The organism is Granulicella rosea (assembly GCF_900188085.1).
GTDB lineage: Bacteria > Acidobacteriota > Terriglobia > Terriglobales > Acidobacteriaceae > Edaphobacter > Edaphobacter rosea.
Map to the genome: position 1 here is coordinate 454,719 of NZ_FZOU01000003.1, position 17,748 is coordinate 472,466.

At 63.9% G+C, this 17,748-nt stretch carries 15 protein-coding genes; 6 read left to right on the forward strand and 9 right to left on the reverse strand.

The genetic code is table 11. From position 1 onward, the window contains the following. Window positions 1-200: 200 nt before the first annotated feature. Both bshB1 and CHB87_RS11320 read right to left on the reverse strand, forming a co-directional pair. A complete protein-coding gene (bshB1, locus tag CHB87_RS11315; protein WP_089408523.1) occupies window positions 201-920 on the reverse strand; it encodes a bacillithiol biosynthesis deacetylase BshB1 in 720 nt (239 codons plus the stop codon). Between the two features lie 82 nt (window positions 921-1,002). Further along, complete coding sequence (locus CHB87_RS11320; RefSeq protein WP_245817939.1) at window positions 1,003-2,547, reverse strand: hypothetical protein; 1,545 nt, start codon at window positions 2,545-2,547, stop codon at window positions 1,003-1,005. A gap of 338 nt (window positions 2,548-2,885) precedes the next feature. On the opposite strand from CHB87_RS11320, the gene CHB87_RS11325 reads away from it, so the two are divergent. Both CHB87_RS11325 and CHB87_RS11330 read left to right on the forward strand, forming a co-directional pair. After that, window positions 2,886-4,700 carry a bifunctional homocysteine S-methyltransferase/methylenetetrahydrofolate reductase gene (locus CHB87_RS11325; RefSeq protein WP_245817956.1) on the forward strand — a complete coding sequence of 605 codons (1,815 nt, stop codon included), beginning with the start codon at window positions 2,886-2,888 and terminating at the stop codon, window positions 4,698-4,700. A 12-nt stretch (window positions 4,701-4,712) separates the two neighbouring features. Continuing rightward, on the forward strand, window positions 4,713-4,991 hold the full coding sequence (locus CHB87_RS11330) for an exodeoxyribonuclease VII small subunit (protein ID WP_089408525.1): 279 nt from the start codon (window positions 4,713-4,715) through the stop codon (window positions 4,989-4,991). 260 nt (window positions 4,992-5,251) lie between these two features. Here CHB87_RS11330 and CHB87_RS11335 read toward each other — a convergent pair whose 3' ends face one another. The 3 genes from CHB87_RS11335 to serS form a co-directional block, all read right to left on the reverse strand. Beyond that, complete coding sequence (locus CHB87_RS11335) at window positions 5,252-5,938, reverse strand: LolA family protein (RefSeq protein WP_089408526.1); 687 nt, start codon at window positions 5,936-5,938, stop codon at window positions 5,252-5,254. A gap of 78 nt (window positions 5,939-6,016) precedes the next feature. After that, complete coding sequence (locus CHB87_RS11340; RefSeq protein ID WP_089408527.1) at window positions 6,017-6,397, reverse strand: hypothetical protein; 381 nt, start codon at window positions 6,395-6,397, stop codon at window positions 6,017-6,019. Next, the gene (serS, locus tag CHB87_RS11345) at window positions 6,398-7,756 is read right to left on the reverse strand and encodes a serine--tRNA ligase (protein WP_089408528.1); all 1,359 of its coding nucleotides are present in this window, start codon (window positions 7,754-7,756) and stop codon (window positions 6,398-6,400) included. It abuts the gene before it with no gap. A 202-nt stretch (window positions 7,757-7,958) separates the two neighbouring features. Between serS and CHB87_RS11355 the strand changes: the two genes are divergently transcribed. After that, window positions 7,959-8,864, forward strand: a complete 906-nt coding sequence (locus CHB87_RS11355; RefSeq protein ID WP_089408530.1) for a dihydroorotate dehydrogenase — start codon at window positions 7,959-7,961, stop codon at window positions 8,862-8,864. An 87-nt stretch (window positions 8,865-8,951) separates the two neighbouring features. Here the strand turns inward: CHB87_RS11355 and CHB87_RS11360 are convergent, their stop codons facing one another. Continuing rightward, window positions 8,952-9,278 carry a rhodanese-like domain-containing protein gene (locus CHB87_RS11360; protein ID WP_089408531.1) on the reverse strand — a complete coding sequence of 109 codons (327 nt, stop codon included), beginning with the start codon at window positions 9,276-9,278 and terminating at the stop codon, window positions 8,952-8,954. A 97-nt stretch (window positions 9,279-9,375) separates the two neighbouring features. On the opposite strand from CHB87_RS11360, the gene CHB87_RS11365 reads away from it, so the two are divergent. From CHB87_RS11365 to CHB87_RS11375, 3 genes are all read left to right on the forward strand, one after another. Continuing rightward, a complete protein-coding gene (locus tag CHB87_RS11365) occupies window positions 9,376-10,821 on the forward strand; it encodes a sigma-54-dependent transcriptional regulator (RefSeq protein WP_245817940.1) in 1,446 nt (481 codons plus the stop codon). 111 nt (window positions 10,822-10,932) lie between these two features. After that, window positions 10,933-12,870 carry a sensor histidine kinase gene (locus tag CHB87_RS11370; RefSeq protein ID WP_089408533.1) on the forward strand — a complete coding sequence of 646 codons (1,938 nt, stop codon included), beginning with the start codon at window positions 10,933-10,935 and terminating at the stop codon, window positions 12,868-12,870. A 22-nt stretch (window positions 12,871-12,892) separates the two neighbouring features. Next, complete coding sequence (locus CHB87_RS11375) at window positions 12,893-13,483, forward strand: hypothetical protein (RefSeq protein WP_089408534.1); 591 nt, start codon at window positions 12,893-12,895, stop codon at window positions 13,481-13,483. 77 nt (window positions 13,484-13,560) lie between these two features. Here the strand turns inward: CHB87_RS11375 and secA are convergent, their stop codons facing one another. The 3 genes from secA to CHB87_RS11390 form a co-directional block, all read right to left on the reverse strand. Further along, a complete protein-coding gene (gene secA, locus CHB87_RS11380) occupies window positions 13,561-16,548 on the reverse strand; it encodes a preprotein translocase subunit SecA (protein WP_089408535.1) in 2,988 nt (995 codons plus the stop codon). A gap of 108 nt (window positions 16,549-16,656) precedes the next feature. Further along, window positions 16,657-16,968: a hypothetical protein gene (locus CHB87_RS11385; RefSeq protein ID WP_089408536.1), complete on the reverse strand. Its 312-nt coding sequence runs from the start codon at window positions 16,966-16,968 to the stop codon at window positions 16,657-16,659. A gap of 65 nt (window positions 16,969-17,033) precedes the next feature. Next, window positions 17,034-17,591 carry a hypothetical protein gene (locus CHB87_RS11390; protein WP_089408537.1) on the reverse strand — a complete coding sequence of 186 codons (558 nt, stop codon included), beginning with the start codon at window positions 17,589-17,591 and terminating at the stop codon, window positions 17,034-17,036. Between the last annotated feature and the right edge of the window lie 157 nt (window positions 17,592-17,748).

Consider the following 17,748-nt stretch of genomic DNA (forward strand, 5'->3'; position numbering starts at 1 on the left):
CGACTCCACCAAAGAAAAGACAAAGCAGTGCCATACGCATCGTGCGATACGTTGAAAGAGATCAAACTGAGTTACAAATTGAATCCGGTCTTATCTTGGCGAACGGGACTTGTGATTCCTGAAGCGGCGCGCGGGGTTGCTCGTCCGGCCATCTAGATGACAAGACTTGATGGCATCAACAAAGTGGACGGTTAGTCGATCTAGATGGACTGAACGGGCAGGGCCATGAGGTCGTCGACGAGCGCGACCTCTTTCTGAACGAAGGGCTCCGCATAGCGCACGCCGGCGAGCAGGCCGTAATGGCGCGCGCTGGCGAAGGTGCGTTCGCGAATCTCCTCTTCGGGCACGAAGAGGCCGCCGCCCTGCGGCTGGTTCCCGTACTGCGACCGGTATGCCAGCAGGGAGGCCAGACGCGTCTCCATATACGGCGTGATGTCGACGACCAGCGTGGGCCGGACATCCGCATAGAGCGATGCGTAAAGGATCTTGTAGGGCCGGTGAGGCTTGGCGTCGGGGTCGCCGGGGGTGACGACCTTGCTGAGACCTGCAACGAAGCAGGCCTCGTAGCCAAGCGTGGCCGAGGTGTAGTGATCCGGATGGCGGCCCTGCCAGTAGGGCAGAATGACCACGCGGGGACGCAGCCGGCGCAGGACCGCGGCGATCTTCAGCCGGTTCTCAAGCGTGTTCTGGACGTTCCCGTCGGGCAGGTCGAGCGCCTCGCGGTGGGTGACGTTCAGGATGCGGGCGGCCTCAGTTGCCTCGGCCAGCCGCTCGGCGGCGGTTCCGCGTGTGCCGGATTCGCCCTGCGTCAGGTCCAGGATGCCGGTGCGCCAGCCGCGTGCATGCATGGCCAGCAGCGTGCCGCCGCAGGTCTGTTCGACGTCGTCCCGATGCGCGGCGATGGCAAGAATGTCGACCATAGAGAGAGGGAGCAAGAAAACAGGGACCAGGGAATGGCGCTGCGGAAGCAGCTTCTATTCCCCAATCCCTGGTTCTACGTGATTAGTCCGCGGTGTTCGTCACGGCATCCATGTACGCCACGTCGAGCGCCGTACCCTGCACCGAGATGTTGGCGTTGTTGATCTCGGAGCCGTCGGTGGTGTTGAAGGCGTGTACCTGGCCGCCGTATGCGGTGTAGACCTTGTGGAAGTTCTGCACCCAGCACAGGCCGGTCAGCGAGCCGTAGTAGAACTGGTTGTTGTCGAGGTTCGGATAGGGAACAACAGCGCTGGTTCCGGTCACTGCGTTTGGAATGATCTGCGTCGTCATGCTGGTCGTCGAGGTCGCCAGCTTCACCATGGTCAGGCAGTTGTAGTTCGCGGCCTGCGAGGTGACGCCCAGCGACGCCTGGTAGGCGCGCTCGCCGGTCGAGCAGGCCTGCGAGCCAACCCAGAGTGTGTTGTCGTCGGCGAAGAGCATCTTGCTGTGCGAGCCGTCGGAGATGGCGACCGGAGTACCCGGAACCTGCGTCGACAGCGGCATGACGGTCAGCATGCCGGCGAAACGGCCGTCGGTCTGCTGCTGCTGGCCTGCCATGTAGAGGTTCGTACCGTCGGAGATCATTGTGGTTACGCCGCCGGGAATGGCGATCGAGGGCGAGTCGACCTTCTGCGAGGGCGAGGCGACGGTCGGGATCACGTCGACCGTGAGCGAGCCGGTTGAAAACGGCGTGATGCTGGCGCTCGACCCCGGCAGCGTCGCGGGCGCAGTGCCGCCGCACTCGGTGCCGCAGTTGATGACGTAGGCGGTCGAGCCGTCGAGCGAGAAGTAGGCGTTGGAAGGCCGGTTCAGCGTATTGTTCGTGGGTACGGGCACGACGCAGTAGACCGGCAGAATGTAGGGCTGGCAGTCGACCGCACCCGGCGGGAAGAGCGGATTGGTCGCGCCGGGGGTGGTGTTATAGACCTGGTTGGTGTTCAACTTCACGACGCGATAGAGGGCGTTCGAGTTGCGCACCATGGCCAGGGCGATGGTGTTGCCGGTGTTCTCGACGACCTTGTAGACGTTCGGCAGGTTCAACACGAAGGTCCGGCCGAGGCTGTTGTCGATGACGACCAGTGCGCCGGCGGTCTCGACCGCGCCGAAGAGGCGGCTATCGTCCTGCGCCACGGCGATCGATGTGGAGACGCCACCGAAGCTGCCGGCGCTGCCCAGGCTGGCCTCCGTGCCGTAGTTGATCGAGGCAAGCGAACCGTCGGTCGACGAGTACACATAGCCGCGGGTCTGCTCTGGGTAGTTGATGATCAGGCTGGGATACGCGCCGCTATAGCCCGAGATGGAGAACGACGGGATTGTGTTCTCGACGTTGCTGCGGATGTCGCGGTACCCGTCCAGAATCGCCAGGGCGCCCTGCGCTCCGTTCACTGTGATGGAGACCATGACGCGCTCTTGCAGCTTGCTCGGCGGCACGGGCCGGCCGGCGAAGTTGTACTCCGGGAAGCTGTAATACTTATTGCCGCCACACGAGGTAAGCGAAAGCGCTACGAGAGCCAGGAGAAGGCCGCGCGCTGAGAGTGCGGTGAGGCTGCAGGACTTGAACAATTTCAACGTGAACGACTCCAAACGTGCGCGCTGCGGCGTAATTTCTGCCAGCGGGGACTAGGCCGAGTATACCAAAGGACTCAAGGGCTAAACATTGGACGCTTCGCCCACCCACTTCGGAAGCAGAGGGTTTTGACCAACGACGCCGGTGGCTTAGGATGGATAGGTTGGAGCCGATGCGCCAGGGCGCCGGTTCGATGGGTAGGGAGATGATGGCGACAGCGGTCGAGACTGTGGAAAAAGACGGGCAAAATGAGGGTCAGGGGCGATTCCAGAGCTCTTTTGGAAGGCTGTTCGCCGCCGCCGCCGCGCTGCGCGGCAGGACGATCCTGTGCGACGGCGCCATGGGCTCGATGCTCTATGGCTGCGGCATCTTTATCAATCGCTGCTACGACGAACTGAATCTCTCGCAGCCCGAGGTCGTTCGCGGCGTCCATAACGAGTATCTGCAGGCCGGTGCGGCGGTGATCGAGACGAACACCTTCGGCGCGAATGCCGTCCGGCTGAAGCGCTACGGGCTCGAAGAGAAGGTCCACGAGATCAACCGCGCGGGCGCCGGGATTGCGCGCGCGTGCGTCGAGGCGCACCGCGAGAAGATGGCCTCGGAGGCGTATGTCGCCGGGGCGATCGGCTCGCTGGGCGTGCGGGTCGGTGCGGATGGCGAGCTTTCGGCGGATGACGCCTACGCGGCTTTTGCCGCTCAGATTCGCGGTCTGGCCGAGGGCGGGCCGGGCGTGGGCGCCGACCTGTTGATCGTCGAGACGATGATGTCGCTGGCCGAGGCCGAGCAGGCGATCCGCGCGGCCAAGTCCGAGGCGCCGGAGTTGCCTCTGATCGTTATGATGACGGTCGATGAGCGGAGCAACTGTCTCGACGGGTCGACCGCCGAGGTTGCCGCGGAGCGCCTGACCGCCTGGGGCGCGGACGCCGTGGGCTGCAACTGCAGCTCCGGCCCGGTGGTCGTGCTGGCGGCGATCGAGCGCATGCGCTCCGCCACGACGCTGCCGCTGGCCGCGATGCCGAACGCCGGCACGCCGCGCCAGGTGGACGGACGCAGCATCTATCTGGACTCGCCCGAGTACATGGCGAGCTTCGCGAAGAAGTTTGTGAAGGCTGGCGCGACCATCGTTGGCGGCTGCTGCGGCACGACGCCGCAGCATATCAAGGCCATGCGCGGCGCGCTGCGTGCGCTGGAGGCGCAGGAGGTTGGGGTCGAAAGCGTCAAGGCCGGGCCTGCTCCAAACGCCAGGCCGGGCATCGAGCCGCCGCCCTTGAAAGACCGCTCGCTGATCGGCTCGCTGATCGCAGGCAAGAAGTTCGTGACGATGGTCGAGATCGTGCCGCCGAAGGGCATCGACTGCACCCGCGAGCTTGAGGGCGCGGACGTGCTGCACAAGCTCGGCGTCCACGCCATCAATGTGCCGGATTCGCCCCGCGCCAGCGCCCGCATGAGCGCGCAGAGTCTGTGCGTGCAGATTCAGCAGAAGGTCGGCATCGAGACGATCCTGCACTACACCTGCCGCGACCGCAACATCCTCGGCATGCAGGGCGACCTCATCGGGGCGTCGTCGATCGGGCTGAAGAATATTCTCTGCCTGACGGGCGACCCGCCGAAGATGGGCAGCTATCCGGATGCGACCGCCGTCTTTGACGTGGACGCGATCGGTCTGGTGAAGATCGTCGAAGGCCTGAATCACGGGCTCGATATCGGCGGCAATCCGATCGGCGCTTCGACGGGCTTCACCGTTTCGGTTGCGGCGAATCCCGGCGTGCCCGACATCGACAACGAGGTCCGCCGCTTCGCCGCGAAGGTCGAAGCGGGCGCGGAGTTCGGCATCACCCAGCCGGTCTTCGACCTGCGCCTGCTGGAGCAGTTCCTGCGGCGGATCGAGCAGTTCCGCATCCCGATCATCGCGGGCATCTGGCCGCTGACGAGCCTGAAGAACGCGGAGTTTATGAAGAACGACCTGAAGGTGTCGATGCCGACGGAGATCATGGCGCGAATGGCCGCCGCAGAGACACCCGAGGAGTCGCGCGAGGTCGGCATCGCCATCGCACGGGAGATGCTGGAGCAGTCGCGTGGTCATGTCCAGGGCGTGCAGGTCAGCGCGCCCTTCGGTAAGTACAAGGCCGCTGCCGAGGTTATTGGAGTTCTGTAAGGGGAGAGTGCTATGGCGAGCTTTGAGGACAGGTTGACGGCGCTCGAGACGGTGGTGGAGCGGCTGGAGCGGGGCGAGCTGTCGCTGGAGGAGTCGGTGCGGCTGTTCGAGGAGGGCGTGACGCTCTCGAACGCCTGCAAGCTGGAGCTGGAGCGCGCCGAGGGCCGGATCCAGGTGCTGGTCGAAACCGAGGGCGGCGGCGTGCAGGTCGCCGAGATGGATATCGAGGACGCCTTCCCGGAGCAGGACGATCCGGACGAGGATGATCCTGAGGACGAGGATGAAGAATGAAGGCGCTGCCGGCTTAGAGCTTCATGCGGTGAGCTGTAAAGCGGATTACCTTTAGGCTCAAGCAGCAGCCCGCAATGCTTGTCATCCTGAACGAAGTGAAGGACCTGCTTCAGGCTTCTGTCGTTGCCTGTTCATGTTCCGGTCAGAGGCGGAAGACTAGCAACAGCAAGAACAAAAGCAGGTCCTTCGGCTACGCTCAGGATGACAGGCATTTGGGCTGCTCGCCAGCAAAAGGTAATCCGCTCCAAGCCAAGCGCGAGTTACTTGTGGCAGGCTCCGCCGCCGATCGCGTACGGTTTCTTGTCGATGGTCCCGCCCATGCGGATGTTGGTGTAGGTCGCGGTCTGGGTGTCGCCGCTGGGCGTATAGAAGACCTGCTTCAACGAGATGCCGCGCACGGGATCGATCCACAGGGTGACGTGGGTGAAGTTGTTGCGTACGCTCTGGTCCTTGCCGACCAGATCCAGCTTCTCCACCTTGACCTGCGATTTGCCGTCGCTCAGCGTCTCGCTTCCCTGGTCGGTGATCGTCCAGTTCTTCTTCAGCTCCGTGCCGCTGCCGCCGAAGCCGAGCGTCAGGAAGCTCTCAACGCTCGATTTATTCAGGCTGGAGTATGTGTTGAAGCACTTCAGGCCGGGCTGGTACTGACGCACCGTGCCGGGGGTGTACTCGACCGTCGTGGCTCCGGCGCCCGTGATGTTGAGCCCCATGTAGGTGTCCGCGCCCTTGCGCTCGACGTACAGGCTACCCTTCTGGATCGTGTGATCGCTGACGATCTTCTCGAAGATGTCTTTGGTGAAGTCGGCCTGGGCGGACTTGAAGGTCTTCGAGGCCGCATCCATCTGGGCGATGACGGCGTCGAGCCCTGTTGGCGGAGTTGCAAGAGCGGTTGCTGCGGGGAAGAGGGCAAACGCGGCGACAGGGCCGAGGTGCTTCAAGATCTTCATCGGGTCGTAATCCTCAAATAGTCCGAACACCAGCTTCCACCGTTAGATGCGGCGGGCGTCGGTTTGTTATCCGGAAGCCTAGCGCAATACCCAGGCATTGTAGGCAATCACCTGGCCGGAGGCGTTGTACAGCGGCTCATACCGTTCGAGCGTCACCTCGCCGGAGATGGGTTCGACCAGCCGCACGATGGCGGCGCTGATCTCGGCGTCGGACCTGGCGCCGGTCATATCCTCCGCGCGCACCTGGTAGATGAAGCGGCTGCGGTCGCCCTTGTTGCCGGCCTCGCGGACCAGCACTTCGCTCGCGTGCAGCGCGGCCGTCTCGACCGGCTTGTCCTTGAAGTTCACGACGAACGGCGCGCCGAACATGAAGATCAGAATCAACGTGACCATGATGTCGTAGTGCAGGCTGCCGCGCTCGTAGGTCCAGAAGAAATAGCTTTTGAGGAGCTTGCCCATTTATATCTTCCCTTGCTGCGCGGCCTTCCCCTGCCATGCGCCAACCTGTTTGCCGATGAACTCCGCGCCGTTCATATACGGCCGCAGGACGTCGGGGATGCGGACCGTGCCGTCGGCCTGCTGGTAGTTTTCAAGCACCGCAAGATAAGTCCGGCCAACCGCCAGGCCGGAGCCGTTGAGCGTGTGCAGGAACTCGGACTTCTTCGCCCCGGCGGGCTTGTAGCGGATGTTCGCGCGCCGCGCCTGGAAGCTCTCGAAGTTCGAGCAGCTTGAAATTTCGCGGTAGAGCCCTTGTCCCGGCAGCCACACCTCGAGGTCGTAGGTCTTGGACGACGCAAAGCCCATGTCGCCCGTGCAGAGCAGCATCCGGCGATAGGGCAGGCCCAGCGCTTCGAGCACCGCCTCGGCATGGCGGGTCAGCTTCTCGTGCTCTTCCGCGGACCTGTCCGGCGTCGTGAACTTCACCAGCTCGACCTTCTGAAACTGATGCTGGCGGATCATGCCGCGCACGTCCTTGCCGTAGCTGCCGGCCTCGGACCGGTAGCAGGAGGTGTAGGCGCAGAGGCTGACCGTAAGCTGCGCCTCGTCGAGCGTCTCGTCGCGGAAGAGGTTGGTGACCGGCACCTCGGCGGTGGGGATCAGCCAGTGATCGCCATCCTGGTACTTGCCCGCCTCATAGGCGCCCTTGTCGTCGCAATGGAAGAGGTCTTCCTCGAACTTGGGCAGCTGGCCGGTGCCGAAGAGTGATTTGGAGTTCACCATCGTCGGCGGCAACACCTCGGTGTAGCCATGCTGGCGAGTGTGCAGGTCGAGCATGAAGTTGGCGAGCGCGCGTTCGAGCAGCGCTCCCTGGCCGAACTGCACGACGAAGCGCGAGCCGGAGATCTTGGCCGCGCGCTCGAAGTCGAGGATGCCGAGCGCTTCGCCGATCTCCCAGTGCGGGCGGGCGGGGAAGTCGAGCACGGGCTTTTCGCCCCAGGTCTTCTCGACGACGTTGTCGTGCTCGGATTTGCCGGTGGGGACGCTGGCCTGCGGAAGATTCGGCAGGGTCTGCATCATCTCGCGCAGGCGGTCGTCGGCCTTGGCGGCTGCGGCTTCGAGCACTTCGCCTTCCGACTTGAGGCGTCGGGTCTCTTCGGTCTGCGCGGTCGCGTCCGCGCCTGCCTTGCGGAGCTTCTGAATCTCTTCGGAGAGGCGGTTGCGCTGCGCCTTCGTGGTCTCGGCCTGGGTGATGGCCTCGCGGCGAGCCGTATCGATCTCGGCAAAGCTGCCCAGAACGGCCACCGGGTCCATCCCGCGGGAGCGCAATTTCTCTTCTACCAGGGGCAAGTTCGCCCGTACGAACGACAGATCAAGCATCTGGTTATTCTAATCCGCTTGCCGCCAAGAAAAGTACAAAAGCAGATCCTCCGCGAGGCCGACAAACAAGAAAGGCCAAAGCAGATTCCCTGCGGGAATGACAAACAAAGGCTCGTACAATCTTTCTATGTCCTCCACAACGCCTAAAACCGAAGCTGCCGCGACTACCCCCACGCCCTTAAAGCTGCGCACCGGGCCGGATATGCGGGTGACCGTGGCGGGTGTGGAGCTGGCCTCGCCGGTCATCGCGGCCAGTGGCACCTTCGGCTATGGTGTTGAATTTGAAGAGATTGTAACCATCGCCAAGATCGGCGCGTTTGTCACCAAGGGGCTTTCGCGGGAGCCGATGGCCGGCAATCCGACGCCGCGCATCGTCGAGACGTCATCCGGCATGTTGAACGCCATCGGCCTGCAGAATATGGGCGTGAAGGCGTTTGTGGCGGAGAAGATGCCGCGTCTGCGCCAGATTCCCGGAGCGGTCGTGATCGCGAACGTCTTCGGCTTCACCATCGACGACTGCCTGGAGGTGATTCGTGTACTGAACGATGCGCCCGGCATCGCCATGTACGAGCTGAACGCGAGCTGTCCAAATACCAGCCACGGCGGCATGGTCTTCGGCACGGACCAGCACCTGCTGGCGGAGCTGGTCTCGAAGTGCGAGCGCGCCTCGCTGCGACCGTTGATCGTGAAGCTCTCGCCGAACGTCACCAGTATCGCGAAGATGGCGAAGTCGGCCGAGGACGCCGGGGCGAGCGGCCTCTCGCTGGTCAACACCTTTCTGTCCATGGCGATCGACGTCGAGACCCGCCGCCCGCGCATCGCGAACGTGACCGCCGGGCTGTCCGGGCCGGCCATCAAGCCGATCGCCGTCCGCATGGTCTACGAGGTGGCGAACGCGGTGAAGATTCCGATCCTCGGCATGGGCGGCATTCTGCGCGCGGAGGATGCGGTGGAGTTCATGCTCGCCGGCGCAACTGCCGTGCAGGTGGGCACGGCGAGCTACGCCGATCCGCGGGCGGTGGAAAACATCGCCAATGGCCTGCGCCGCTGGTGCGCGACGCATGAGGTTGCGCAGGCTTCAAGCCTGACGCGTGGGCTTCAACTTTAAACAAACTACCTAACACCGATCCGCACCGATTGAACCGATCAACACCAATCTTTACTCTTGATCCGTTTAATTGGTGTTGAGCCTTGGCTAGTAGCGAGGCACGGTCGGGTCGATGTTCCGCGACCACTCGTCGATCCCGCCGGCGAGCGACTGCACGTGGTCAAACCCTTGATTCCGAAGCCACATCGTGACCGAAAGCGAACGTGCCCCGTGGTGACAGAGGACGACGATCGGCTGGTCGGGATCGAGTTCGGCGTGGGCGCGGCTGGTGATCTCACCCATGGGGATCAGGCTGGAGTCGGGCAGGTGAGCGGTCTCAAACTCCCAGGGTTCGCGCACGTCCAACAGAAGTGGAGGCGCGGGCTGAGTACGAAGCTGGGTGAATTCCTGGACGGTGATCTCGGGGGCTAACATTCCAACAGAATATATGCGGACGCTGCGGGAAGATTCTGCATCCTACGGAATTACCGGTCGTTCTGTGTCACTTGTCTGCCGTGGAGGTATTGCCGAGGTGCAGGAAAAGGTTTTGATCGTCGAAGACGAGATGCACGCCCGCAATGGGCTCACCGAGCTGATCGCTTCGTGGGGCTATCGAACGGACTGCGCCGCGAATGGGGTCGAGGGGCTGGAAAAAGTGCAGCAGTGGTCGCCGGCCATCGTCGTCACCGACCTGAAGATGCCGCGCATGGACGGCATGGAGATGCTGAACCGCATCGGCGACCTTCCGCAGCGGGTGCAGGTCATCATGCTGACGGCGCAGGGTTCGATCGAGTCGGCGGTGGAGGCCATGCGCATCGGCGCGTACGACTACGTTCCCAAGCCGGTCGACCCCATCCGCCTCAGGACGATTCTGCAAAACGCCAGCCGCCAGCGCGAGGCCGATGTAGAGCTCGAAGCCACGCGGCGGCAACTGCGCGACACGGGCGTGCTCGGCTCGCTGGTCGGCTCGTCGCCGCAGATGCGGTCCATCTTTTCGATGATCGAGCGAGTCGCGCCGTCGAACGTCAGCGTACTGGTGACGGGCGAGAGCGGCACGGGTAAGGAGCTGGTCGCGCGCGCGCTGCACGACCTCAGCTCGCGGCGAAACAAGCCGTTCGTCGCGGTCAACTGCGCGGCGATTCCCGAGACACTGATTGAAAGCGAGATCTTCGGCCACGAAAAAGGCGCCTTCACCGGCGCGCTGGAGCGGCGCGCGGGCTGTTTCGAGCTGGCGGAGGAAGGCACGTTGCTGCTGGACGAGATCGGCGAGATGCCCGCCGCCACGCAGGCCAAGCTGCTGCGCGTGCTCGAAGATCGAACGCTGCGCCGACTGGGCAGCAAGATCGAGACGCCGGTCGACGTGCGCGTCGTCGCGGCGACAAATAAAGACCCGGAGCGCGCCGTCGCCCTGGGCGAACTGCGTGGCGACCTCTACTATCGCCTGAACGTCTTCAATATCCAGATGCCGCCGCTGCGCGATCACACGGATGACGTCGAAGCGATTGCGTCGAAGATGATCGACGACATGAACGCGCGCCACCATTGTTCGGTATCGGGCATGTCGGACGCATTTCTTGCCCGGTTGACCGGATACAACTGGCCGGGCAACGTGCGCGAGCTGCGCAACACCATCGAGCGCGCGACGATTCTGGCCGGCAAGGGAGCGATCGGCGTCGAGCACCTGCCGCCGCACTTCGGCGAGCCGGGCTTTGCGCCGTCGGCCCATCCGGCGCGCCAACCCGCACCCGCTCACGCCATCGAAAACACGGCTGCCTATGAGAGCGCCACGGCGGTGCATGTGGAGGTCGGCACGACCGTGGACGAAGCGGAGAAGCAGTTGATTCTAAAGACCTTGCTCTCGACCCATAACAACAAGACGCGGGCTGCGGAGATTCTCGGCATCAGCTCGAAGACCTTACAGAACAAGTTGAAGGAGTACTCGCATGCCGCATCGGGCGGCGGCGAGTACGGGAAGTAAAAAACAGAAGCAGATTCCCTGCGGGAATGACAAACAAGGAAGCGGATTTCCTTCGGGAATGACAAATAAGGAAGTAGATTCTCCTGCGGGACTGACAGACAAGGGCGCGCGATGCGGTTGAAGACCAAGCTGGTGATGGCGGCGTCGGGTGTCACCTTCGCCATCGTGCTCGTGCTTTCTGTCCTGTTTCTGGGCGAGATGCTACGCCAGCGCATCGACCAGACCGGCTCCAGCAACGATGTGCTGGCGCGCGAGGTGCTTCTGATGACCCGGCAGGCGGTCGAGTCCGGTCTGCGCGCGCATCCGCCCGCCGACCATACGGACGAGGCCTTCCACGCAGCGGTGGCCGACGCGCTGCGCGCCAGCTCCTCGCTCAACGATGTCATGACCGCCATCGTCCGCTACAGTCCGGCGGTGCAGGATGTCGGCGTCACGGACTCGCATGGATACACGCTCGTCAGCACCGATCCGCAGATGTGGAACCAGGTGGCGATGGCGCGGACAGAATTTGAAATGGTGCGCCGCGCCGGCTTTGGGTACCAGGCGAGGGAGATCTTCGGCGCGCCGCATGTACTGGACGTGACTGTTCCGCTGGACCGCAACGGCGAGCCATTTCTGGTCGTCCACGTCGGCGTCCGGTCCACGTTTCTGCTTGCGAATATCGAGCCGTGGCTGCGCGCGGCGGGATTCTTCGCGTTGGTCGCCGGGCTGGTTTCGGTGCTGGCCGCGGGTTTGCTGGCGAACGTCGCGCTGCGGCCCATCGAGCAGATCAGCCGGAGGCTGGAGGAGCTGACCGTCGCAGGCGAGGCCGAGCCGCTGGCGCTGCCGGAGCCGCGTTCCCGCGTGCTGGGGCTGCCGACCGGCAGGCGCAGCGACGCGGTGGTGCGGGTCAAGGATACGATCGACCGCCTGGGTCGTCAGTTGCGATCGACCGAAGAGGGCTACACGGCGCTGCAGGCGAACATGAACCGGGTGCTCGACACGCTGCGCGACGGCGTGCTGCTGATCACGGCGGCTGGCCGGGCCGTCATGGTCTCGGATGCGGTCGCGCACTTCCTGGTCGACAGCCGGCCAGAGGGGCCGATGGTCGGGCTGCGGCTGGACGAGATCTTCCGGCCCGAAACCGGGCTGGGCAGGGCAGTGCTGGCGGCGTTCGAGAGCGGTCGCCGCGTCCCGGCCCGGACCGTGGTGCTCGAAGACGGCCGGGAGGTGGAGCTTTCGCTCGACCCCATCGACGACGGTCGCGGCGACCCCGGCAGCCTGGGCACGCTGCTGACGCTGCGCGATACCGAGACCGCGCTCGAGATCGAACGCGAGTTGGAGGTCTCTCGGCGCCTTGCGGCGATCGGGCGGCTGACCGCGGGCGTTGGGCACGAGGTCAAGAATCCGATCAATGCGATGGTCGTCCACCTGGAGCTGCTGAAGTCGAAGCTCGCCGCCGGAACCGACATCGCCGGCGCGCAGCGGCATGCGGAGGTGCTGGCGGGGGAGATGCAGCGGCTGGACCGCGTCGTGCAGACGCTCGCCGATTTTTCGCGCCCGATGGAGCTGCATCTGCGCGAGACCGATCTGCGCGAGATCGTGGGCGCGGTCGTCTCGCTTACCTCGCACGAACTCGAAGAGAATCATGTGCATGTTGAGGTGGAGGAGCCAGACGAACCCCTGATGGTGCTGGTCGATGCGGAGATGATACGGCAGGCGGTGCTGAATTTGGTGCTGAACGCGATGCAGGCCATGCCGGAGGGCGGCCAACTGCGTCTGAATCTGCGCCGGGAGCATCACTTCTGCGTGCTGGAGGTCGTCGATCAGGGCGAGGGAATTCCGCCCGATCTGCTGCCGCGTATCTTCGAGCTGTACTTTACGACGAAGGCGAAAGGAAGCGGTATCGGATTGGCCATGACGTATCGCATACTACAAATGCACGGCGGCGCGATGGAGGTGCGGTCGAGCGTGGTAGCGGACGCGGCGGATCGCGGCGCCACGTTCACCCTTCGGTTGCCGCTGAATCCAGCCGGGGCCCGCGGCCTGGACTTGAAATCGGAAAGATAGAAGTGAAGCTGTGAACGATGCAATGAAGCGTTTAATCTCGACTGTGCAAGGCCGCCGGACCCTGGCCGCGCATGCGCTGCTGCTGTCGGTCTGCGTGCTCGCGGGTTGCCGCCACAAGCCGAACCCGGTGGTGCTGGCCGCGCAGACGCAGGCGCCGGAGCCTCTGGTGGCGCCGCCGGAGCCGGCGAAGGCGCCGGTGGTGGAGCAGCAGCCGCTGCCAAAGGCGCCTGTGGTGACGGTAAAGCCTCCGCGCAAGCCGCGCCGGAAGCCCGCGCCCGTAGCGCCGAAGCCTGTAGAGACGCCCGTGCCCGCTCCAGTGCAGGTCGCGAGCGCAGGCGCCCCCGCGCCGGACGGCGCCTCGGTGATCGGTGCGCTCACGACGGGCGGCGACGCCTCGCCGCAGAAGCATCAGCAGGCGGCGGACCTGATCGCCGCCTGTAACAAGCGTCTCGTCGAACTGCCTGCCGGGCTGGTCGAGCAGCAGCGACTGCAAGTGGGGCAGGTGAAGAACTTCCTGCGGCAGTCGCAGGCGGCGCTGGACTCTGGCGACTCCGAAGGATCGCTGAACCTGGCCACGAAGGCGAAGCTGCTGCTGGACGACCTGACGAAGTAGCTTGTGGGACAAAGAAAAGAGCTTAAGGCTATACGGCCTTAAGCTCTAAGCTCATACCTTCGAAACTTCAAAAGCGTTTATGCTTCGGCCCCATGACACTTCTTGAACTTCTTGCCCGAGCCGCAGGGGCAGAGGTCGTTGCGGCCAACCTGCGCACCGGCTACACGAGGGGTTGCGGCATCGGCGGTCGCGCTGCCGCCGGCGCTGCGCGCGGCCTGCAGCTCCCGCTCCTTCTTCTTCTGGAAGGCCTTTTCGAGCGCATCGATGGTGGTCGAAGGCGAGGCAATGGGCACCGTCGGCACACGCTGGACTGGCGCCTCGATGGCCGCGGGCTGGGCGACCGCGTCGATCACCGGCGGCTCCGCCTGCACGGCCTGTGCCGCGGCAAGCTGCTCGGCGCTCTCGATCGGCTGACCGTCCGGCCCGATGATCTGCATGCGGAAGAGGTGACGCGCGGTGTCTTCCTGGAAGCGCAGCATCATCGCCTCGAACATGTCGAAGGACTCCTTCTTGTAGGCGACCAGCGGGTCCTGCTGGGCGTAGCCGCGCAGTCCGATGCCCTCCTTCAGGTGGTCCATCGCGAGCAGGTGATCCTTCCACAGGCCGTCGAGCACCGAAAGCATCACGATCCGCTCGTGATACCGCATGGTCGCGGGCGAAAGGATCAACTCCTTGATGTCGTAGCGCGCCTTCAGTTTGTCGAAGATGGTCTCGCCCAGCTCGTGGCGGTTCAGCTCGGCGATGTTGATCTCGTTCTCGAAGCGTACGCCGAAGAGGTCGAAGAGCTGGTCGAAGATGGCCTGCGTCTTCCACTCGTCGGGATGCGCCTTCTCGGGCGCGTTCTCTTCGAGGATGTTCGAGAGGATCGTGCCGACGTAGTCCTCGGTGATGAGCTGCTTCTGATCGACGCCTTCCATCAACTGCTTGCGGAGGCCATAAACTGCCTCGCGCTGCTTGTTCATCACGTCGTCGTATTCGAGCACGTGCTTGCGGGACTCGAAGTTCTGCGTCTCGACTGCCTTCTGCGCGGCTTCGATGCGCTTCGAGATCATGCCGGACTCGATCGGCACGCCCTCTTCCATGCCCAGGCGCTGCAGCAGGCCGGAGACCCACTCGCGCGCGAAGATGCGCATCAGGTCGTCTTCGAGCGAGAGGTAGAAGCGGCTGTCGCCCGGGTCGCCCTGGCGTCCGGCGCGACCGCGCAACTGGTTGTCGACGCGGCGGCTCTCGTGGCGTTCGGTGCCGATGATGTGCAGACCGCCGGCCTCGATGACGGCGTCGTGCTCGGCCTTGGCGGCTGCCTCGTGCGTCGCGACGGCGGCGTTCCAAAGCTCCTGCGTCGTCTCGAACTCCTGGCCGGAGTAGTAGAACCGGAACATGCCCGGACCGGCGACGGGTTGAATCGCGCCCTCCGCGCCCGAGACCGCGCGCGCCTGCTGCTTGCGCACGAGGTCCTGACGGGCCATGAAGTCGGCGTTGCCGCCCAGCAGAATGTCGGTTCCGCGGCCTGCCATGTTGGTCGCGATCGTGACCATGCCGAGACGGCCAGCCTGCGCGACGATCTCGGCCTCCTTCTCATGGAACTTCGCGTTCAACACGACGTGGCGGACGCCCTTGCGCTTCAGGATGTCCGACAGCAGCTCGGACTTCTCGATGCTGGTCGTGCCGACGAGCACGGGCTGCTTCTTCTCGTGCAGGCGGGCGATCTCATCGGCGACGGCGAAGTATTTTTCCTTCACCGTGCGATAGACGACGTCCTGGTGCTCGATGCGCTGCATCCTGCGGTTGGTCGGCGTGACGACAATGTCGAGCTTGTAGATGTTGTCGAACTCGGCGGCCTCGGTCTCGGCCGTGCCGGTCATGCCGGAGAGCTTCTTGTACAGGCGGAAGTAGTTCTGGAAGGTAATGGTGGCGAGGGTCTGATCTTCCTTGCGGATCGTCACGCCTTCCTTGGCCTCGACGGCCTGGTGCAGGCCATCGGACCAGCGCCGGCCTGGCATCAGGCGACCGGTGAACTCGTCGACGATGATGACCTCGCCGTCCTTCACCACATACTCGACGTCGCGCTTGTAGAGGTTGTGCGCTTTGATGGCGGTCTCGACGTGATGCTTGAGGTCCCAGTTTTCGGGGTCGGCGATATTGCCGATGCCGAGCAGGCCTTCGATCTTCTCCCAGCCCTCGTCGGTCACGGTGATCGAGCGTGACTTTTCGTCGATCACATAGTCGCCGGACCAGGTCTTGTTCTCGAGCGTCTCGATCAGCTCACCCAGCTCCAGCTCGGGGATGATGAGGTTGACGCGCGCGTACTTGTCGGTGGTCTGGTCGGTCGGGCCGGAGATGATGAGCGGCGTGCGCGCCTCGTCGATCAGGATCGAGTCGACCTCGTCGACGACGCAGTAGTACTGGCCGCGCTGGACCATGTCCGAGAGCTCGAACTTCATGTTGTCGCGCAGATAGTCGAAGCCGAACTCGTTGTTCGTGCCGTAGGTGATATCCGAGGCGTAGGCCTCGCGGCGCTGCTGGTCCGAAAGATCGTGGACGATGACGCCGACCGTCAGACCGAGGAAGCCGTAGATCTTGCCCATCCACTCCGCGTCGCGCTTGGCGAGGTAGTCGTTCACGGTGACGACGTGGACGCCGCGTCCGGCGAGTGCGTTCAGGTACGTCGGCAGGGTGGCGACCAGCGTCTTGCCCTCGCCGGTCTTCATCTCGGCGATCTTGCCCTGGTGCAGGATCGAGCCGCCGATGATCTGCACGTCGAAGTGGCGCATGCCGACGATGCGCTTGCCGGCCTCGCGGCAGACGGCGAAGGCCTCGGGCAGCAGCTCGTCCAGCGCGGCCTTCTCGGCGGCGTAGATTTCGTCCGCCTGCTCCTTCGGGTCCAGACCTTCGATGGCCTTGGCGACGCGCGCCTTGAACTCGAGCGTCTTCTCGCGGAGCTGATCGTCGGAGAGCGCGGAGATAGTGGGTTCGAGCGCATTGACCTGCTCGACCAGCGGATGGAGCTTCTTGACGGCGCGCTCGTTGGCGGTGCCGAAGACCTTGGCGATGACGGAGTTGAACAAGATGAAGGTCCTTTGGTATCTATCAGTTGTGGGCGCTCGCGAAGCGAGGCAGGCACGGTTTCACGCAGATCGCGTGGAATTGGGTGCGGAGTAGCTGAAGAGCAGAGCTTAGGCGCGCAGGAGTCCGGTGCGGTGCGCGATGGCCGCGGCATCGGAGGCCGGCGACCGCATCGTCCAGACCGAGCGGTGGACGCTCAGGGACTCGGCGGTCAGCTCTTCGGGCTGGCGGGCAGCATGTGCGCCCAGCGTCTGGCGGTTGTCCTGGGTGATGGATGCCGATTGCGTCTCACCGCGCGAGGCGGCGATCCAGGTGCGGTCGCAGACGGCGTCCGCCAGCAGATGCAGCGTGCAGTCTCCCCCGAACTGCACCGAGCAGAGCAGGACGACGAGAAAGACGAACTGGGAGGAGCGCAGGCGCATCGTGTGGATCGTGGAACGTACAGCTTCTATGTTACGCGAGGAGTGGCTCGCATGCCGAGCAAACCTTAGCGGGATCGAAGCAATCCGTAACCGCGGATGATGGGCTCCACCGATGGACCGAGACGATCCTCGAAGGTCGCCCGCAGCGTCTCCCGCTCCACGGAAGAGAGGCCGCGTAGAGGGAGGACAAGGAAGTTCGAACCGTCCGCCCAGTTGAGAAAGAAGAACGCGCCGGCATCTCGCCAACTCTTGAACGCTGTCCAAGGGGCGGTCGAAACAACGCCCAGAGGAAGCTTTGTCGATATGCCGTTGTCCTCGACGGAGACAGATGAGGGCAAGTCGGCGTTCAACTTCTCCATGAGCTTCGGACCTGGACGCTGAGAGCGGCGGATCAGCGGGATGAAGATCGTGAGCCAAACCGCGAAGAGGAGCAACTCTCCATAAGGACGGTAGAGACGCGGCATCGCGCCGGCGGCGAATCCGCAGACAATCCAGGATCCAAAGAAGAAGAAGGGGTGCTGGTTCCAGTAACGATTGAAGAGAGTGAGTCGATACAGGGGCGCCCAGAGGATTCGGCGAAGCGCCTCAAACTCTTCCGGGGTCAATGAGCAGGAGATCATCATGGCGGTATCGACTTGGACGGCTTCGATAGTCAGAAGTGAGATGTTCGGGCGACCTATCCTTTCGGCTTCATCGAAAGGGTGGGACGTGAACCGTCCGGAGCGGTTGGGGACGTTATACGTCCCACCCATCGCGTTGAAGCTGCGATGGATGGGGCAC

Bases quoted from the DNA above. Each gene is read 5' to 3' on its own strand.
- bshB1 (WP_089408523.1), bottom strand. From the start codon at position 920: ATGGTCGACATTCTTGCCATCGCCGCGCATCGGGACGACGTCGAACAG.
- CHB87_RS11325 (WP_245817956.1), top strand. From the start codon at position 2,886: ATGGGCTCGATGCTCTATGGCTGCGGCATCTTTATCAATCGCTGCTAC.
- CHB87_RS11330 (WP_089408525.1), top strand. From the start codon at position 4,713: ATGGCGAGCTTTGAGGACAGGTTGACGGCGCTCGAGACGGTGGTGGAG.
- CHB87_RS11335 (WP_089408526.1), bottom strand. From the start codon at position 5,938: ATGAAGATCTTGAAGCACCTCGGCCCTGTCGCCGCGTTTGCCCTCTTC.
- CHB87_RS11340 (WP_089408527.1), bottom strand. From the start codon at position 6,397: ATGGGCAAGCTCCTCAAAAGCTATTTCTTCTGGACCTACGAGCGCGGC.
- serS (WP_089408528.1), bottom strand. From the start codon at position 7,756: ATGCTTGATCTGTCGTTCGTACGGGCGAACTTGCCCCTGGTAGAAGAG.
- CHB87_RS11355 (WP_089408530.1), top strand. From the start codon at position 7,959: ATGCGGGTGACCGTGGCGGGTGTGGAGCTGGCCTCGCCGGTCATCGCG.
- CHB87_RS11360 (WP_089408531.1), bottom strand. From the start codon at position 9,278: ATGTTAGCCCCCGAGATCACCGTCCAGGAATTCACCCAGCTTCGTACT.
- CHB87_RS11370 (WP_089408533.1), top strand. From the start codon at position 10,933: ATGCGGTTGAAGACCAAGCTGGTGATGGCGGCGTCGGGTGTCACCTTC.
- CHB87_RS11375 (WP_089408534.1), top strand. From the start codon at position 12,893: ATGAAGCGTTTAATCTCGACTGTGCAAGGCCGCCGGACCCTGGCCGCG.
- CHB87_RS11385 (WP_089408536.1), bottom strand. From the start codon at position 16,968: ATGCGCCTGCGCTCCTCCCAGTTCGTCTTTCTCGTCGTCCTGCTCTGC.
- CHB87_RS11390 (WP_089408537.1), bottom strand. From the start codon at position 17,591: ATGATGATCTCCTGCTCATTGACCCCGGAAGAGTTTGAGGCGCTTCGC.